General features: G+C 64.1%; 7 protein-coding genes and 1 pseudogene. 7 read left to right on the top strand and 1 reads right to left on the bottom strand.

Features of this window, described 5'->3' with window-relative positions; all coding sequences use genetic code 11:
- Nucleotides 1–676: DNA-3-methyladenine glycosylase family protein (locus ACYCUK_RS23945; RefSeq protein WP_461597083.1), on the top strand; the 676-nt coding region annotated here is incomplete at its 5' end.
- Nucleotides 677–678: 2 nt separating this feature from the next.
- Nucleotides 679–1017 carry a hypothetical protein gene (locus ACYCUK_RS23940; RefSeq protein ID WP_461597082.1) on the top strand — a complete coding sequence of 113 codons (339 nt, stop codon included), beginning with the start codon at nt 679–681 and terminating at the stop codon, nt 1015–1017.
- A 73-nt stretch (nt 1018–1090) separates the two neighbouring features.
- Here the strand turns inward: ACYCUK_RS23940 and ACYCUK_RS23935 are convergent, their stop codons facing one another.
- On the bottom strand, nt 1091–1531 hold the full coding sequence (locus ACYCUK_RS23935) for an RrF2 family transcriptional regulator (protein WP_461597081.1): 441 nt from the start codon (nt 1529–1531) through the stop codon (nt 1091–1093).
- Nucleotides 1532–1641: 110 nt separating this feature from the next.
- On the opposite strand from ACYCUK_RS23935, the gene ytfE reads away from it, so the two are divergent.
- The 5 genes and pseudogenes from ytfE to ACYCUK_RS23910 all read left to right on the top strand — a co-directional run.
- The gene (gene ytfE / locus ACYCUK_RS23930) at nt 1642–2331 is read left to right on the top strand and encodes an iron-sulfur cluster repair protein YtfE (RefSeq protein WP_461597080.1); all 690 of its coding nucleotides are present in this window, start codon (nt 1642–1644) and stop codon (nt 2329–2331) included.
- Between the two features lie 61 nt (nt 2332–2392).
- Nucleotides 2393–2677 carry a DUF2249 domain-containing protein gene (locus ACYCUK_RS23925; RefSeq protein ID WP_112487873.1) on the top strand — a complete coding sequence of 95 codons (285 nt, stop codon included), beginning with the start codon at nt 2393–2395 and terminating at the stop codon, nt 2675–2677.
- Nucleotides 2678–2692: 15 nt separating this feature from the next.
- A complete protein-coding gene (locus tag ACYCUK_RS23920; RefSeq protein ID WP_461597084.1) occupies nt 2693–3112 on the top strand; it encodes a glutathione S-transferase N-terminal domain-containing protein in 420 nt (139 codons plus the stop codon).
- A complete protein-coding gene (locus ACYCUK_RS23915) occupies nt 3112–3405 on the top strand; it encodes a glutathione S-transferase C-terminal domain-containing protein (RefSeq protein WP_461597079.1) in 294 nt (97 codons plus the stop codon). The genes ACYCUK_RS23920 and ACYCUK_RS23915 overlap by 1 nt, the downstream gene beginning before the upstream one ends.
- Nucleotides 3396–3489, top strand: a pseudogene (locus ACYCUK_RS23910) (heme o synthase); the annotation flags it as partial. The gene ACYCUK_RS23915 and the pseudogene ACYCUK_RS23910, both read left to right, overlap by 10 nt.

Below are 3489 nucleotides of genomic sequence, written 5' to 3'. Positions count from 1 at the left end.
GCTGGACGTCGATCTCGATGGCTTTTACCGTTTCGTTGCCGGCGACGCCGCGCTCGCGCCACTGGCGACGCGTTTCCGTGGTGTGAAGCCGCCACGTTTTCCCACCTTGTTCGAAGCGCTGGCCAACGCTATCGCCTGCCAACAAGTGAGTCTGGCCAGTGGGATTGCCATGCTCGGCAAGCTGGCGCTGGCTGTCGCCCCGAACACCAACCTCAACGATGGCGTGCTCGCGTTCCCGCAACCGGGGGCGGTGCTAGCTGCCGGCCCCGAATTCCTGCGCGACCTGGGCTGGAGCCGGCAGAAAACAGATTACCTGCTTGCAGCCGCCGCTGCGATCGAGAATGGCGCGTTGAGTGACGCGCAACTGGCGCAGGCCGACGACGCGCAAGCGCTGCGGTTGCTCTCGCTGCTGCGCGGCATCAAGCGCTGGAGCGCGCAATATGTGGCCTTGCGCGGGCTTGGGCGCTTGGCTGTGTTTCCGGTGGACGATGTCGGCGCGCACAAACATCTAGCCTTGTGGCTGGGCTTGCCCGAACGGCTGGATGCGCGGTCCACCCAAGCGCTGGTGACGCGCTGGCAGCCCTATGCCGGGATGGTGTATTTCCACATCCTGCTCAAGCGGCTCGAAGACGCCGGCCAGCTCGATTTGCAACACGTATGTACAGGAGGAATCTGAACATGGCCCGGAATCGGGATGATGATTTACCCAACCAGCAGGTCGCGATGCTGGAGGCGATGCAGCGCATGCGCTTGGGCCTGCTCGCCGGCGACGTAGCCGAGGCGCGCGCCGCACGCGACGTGCTGCAAGGCCTGCACACGGCCCATATCGCCATCGAGGAAACTGAGCTGATTCCGAAGCTTCCTGCCACGGCGCGTTGGCAGGCCAAGGTCTATCTGGCCGAGCATGCCAAGCTGGCGACGATGCTCGGTGAGTGGCACGACGTGTCGGCCCGGCAGCCCGACCGACTCGACCAGCCCGAACAGCGTCTGGCGCTGCGCGATGCTTCTCTGCCCTGACAGCACCTGCTCGAACATCATTTCGAGCACGAAGAAAAAGACTTGTTGATCGAAACGCGGCGCTGAGGCACGCTCAAGCCGCCGGAAGCGGCACAGCGACGAACTGTCGCAGCGCTGGATTCAGGCAGTCCGCCAGGGTCGTGTCGTTGAGTTCGGCATAGAACGCTCGGCGCGCGCGTTCGAGTTTCGGGCGCAAGGCGCAAAAACCGGTGAGCAGGCAGTGGCCGCCATCGTCGCGAAAACACTCGGTCAGCGCGGAATCGTCTTCCAGCCATTCAAGCGCGTCGCCAAGCCGGATTGCAGTCGCGCGTTTGGCCAGCTTCACGCCGCCACCCGCGCCGCGCGTGGTCTGCACATAGCCTCCGGCAGCGAGGCGTTGCAGCACCTTGATGAGGTGATCGCGCGAAATGTCGAGCTTGGTTGCGAGCTCCGCGCTCGACCATGTCTCGCGCTCACTGCCGGCCAGCACGAGCAGGGCGCGCAATCCGAAATCGGAGAAGGATGTCAGTCGCATAGCGGTGCCTACAAATAAGGTATTGCAAATGCCACTAAAGAATTTTATAGTGGAATCCATTGTACCTGTTCACACATCAACCCAGATCACCCCGGATCGGAGAACCCGCCATGTCCAGCCCCGACACCCCCGCAACCTCGACCTCGCTACTTGCCACGCGCCCCTTGGGTCACCTGGCGCGTGATCTGCCCGGCGCCACCGCCGTGTTTCGGCGCCATCGTCTGGACTTCTGTTGCGGCGGTGAGACGACCCTCGAAGCGGCAGCGCGTGCGCAGCAACTCGACATCGCCGCCATCGAGCGCGAGCTTCTCGCCTTGGATGTGCAAGCGCCGACCGACACGCCGCGCGCCCCCGACGCCTTGATCGACCTCATCGTCAGCCGCTTCCACGACGTGCACCGGCGTGAACTCCCCGAATTGATCGCCCTGGCCACCAAGGTCGAGCGCGTGCATGCGAGCCATCCCGACGTACCCGCCGGCCTGGCCACGCTGCTGCAAAACATGCAGGGCGAGTTGCAGGCGCATATGCAAAAGGAAGAGCAGATTCTGTTTCCGATGATGCGCCGCAACCCCGGTGGCTTCCTCGCGCCGCCGATCGCACGCATGCGTGAAGAACACGACGACCACGGCCGCATGCTGCAGCGCGTGCAGGAACTCACTCATGAGCTGCGGCTTCCTGCCGAGGCGTGCAACACCTGGCGCGCGCTGTATGCGGGCCTGGACAAATTCATCGCCGACTTCATGCAGCACGTCCACACGGAAAACAACATTCTTTTCCCGCAATTCGAAGGCCGGGGCTGAAGCCTTCGCGCCACCGGACCATCTTTTCCACCGCAAACCACCCCAACCCAAGGAACCGACCATGGAACCCCTGAATGTCGTCAACCAGCCGCATTCCCACCACCGCGCCGACCGCACCTATCCCTTCGACGCCAGCGGCATCGCCAAGCGCTTCCGCCACGCGGCGATTTTCGGCGCGCTCGACGCGCTGGAGCCCGGCGAAACCATGGCGTTTTTCAACGACCACGATCCCCTGCCTCTGCTTGCGCAAATCGAGCAGCATTTCGGCAACAAGGTGCGCATCGAATATGTCAGCCGCTCGCCCGAAGGCGTGCGCATCGACTTCCACGTGCAGGACGGAGCCTGAGCCGTACCCGATCCGATCGCCCAACAAGGTGCGGCGCCCAAGCTGCTGTTCGATGCGGTCAGCCCGGCGCCGCGCTGCCTGCGCATGTTCTTGTTGGAAAAAGGTCTGCGCATCCCGAGCGTGACCGTCGACGTGTTCAAGGATGAAAACCGTGAATCCGCTTTTCTAGCGCACAACCCCGCCGGCCAGACGCCAGCTCTGGAACTCGCCGACGGCACGGTGCTGGCCGAAGTCGTGGCGATCGCCGAATACTTCGAAGAACTGCACCCCGCGCCCGCGCTGATCGGCGCCACACCCTTGCAGCGCGCGCAAACCCGCATGTGGTGGCGCCGCGTCGAACTCAACATCACCGAGTTCATCCACAACGCCTACCATGACGCTGAGGGGCCGCAAGCGCTTCCAGGGCCGCATTCCGGTCGCGCCGGAGGCGGCTGATGGCCTCAAGCGCGTCGCTCAGGATCGCATCGCCCGCCTGGCTCGACTCAATGATGGGCGACGGTCGTTTCCTGTGCGGCGAACGTTTCACCGCTGCGGACATCTGGCTGTACGTCTGGCTGGATTTCGGCAACGAGGTCGGCCAGCCTTTCGATCGGCGCTTGCCTCGAATCGGCCCCTGGTTCGAGCGCGTGCAGGCCCGGCGCAGCCGCCACAGCAGCGGGCCGCCCCATGAAAATCGCGCAGCTTCGCCGCCAACCCGGATGGCCCCACACCGTCGGCGCAGGCGCTGATCCTGTTTCTGATCATTTTCCTGTGGGCGCCGCCGCATTTCTGGGCGCTGGCGCTGTACCGCACCGAGGACTATAAAAAATCCG

This window comes from Thiomonas sp. (genome assembly GCF_054608695.1).
Note: the sequence above shows the minus strand (reverse complement) of the source record. Positions and strands in the feature narration are given on the sequence as shown.

Excerpts from the sequence above, each read along its gene's own strand:
- ACYCUK_RS23940 (WP_461597082.1), top strand. The coding sequence starts at position 679 with ATGGCCCGGAATCGGGATGATGATTTACCCAACCAGCAGGTCGCGATG.
- ACYCUK_RS23935 (WP_461597081.1), bottom strand. The coding sequence starts at position 1,531 with ATGCGACTGACATCCTTCTCCGATTTCGGATTGCGCGCCCTGCTCGTG.
- ytfE (WP_461597080.1), top strand. The coding sequence starts at position 1,642 with ATGTCCAGCCCCGACACCCCCGCAACCTCGACCTCGCTACTTGCCACG.
- ACYCUK_RS23925 (WP_112487873.1), top strand. The coding sequence starts at position 2,393 with ATGGAACCCCTGAATGTCGTCAACCAGCCGCATTCCCACCACCGCGCC.
- ACYCUK_RS23915 (WP_461597079.1), top strand. The coding sequence starts at position 3,112 with ATGGCCTCAAGCGCGTCGCTCAGGATCGCATCGCCCGCCTGGCTCGAC.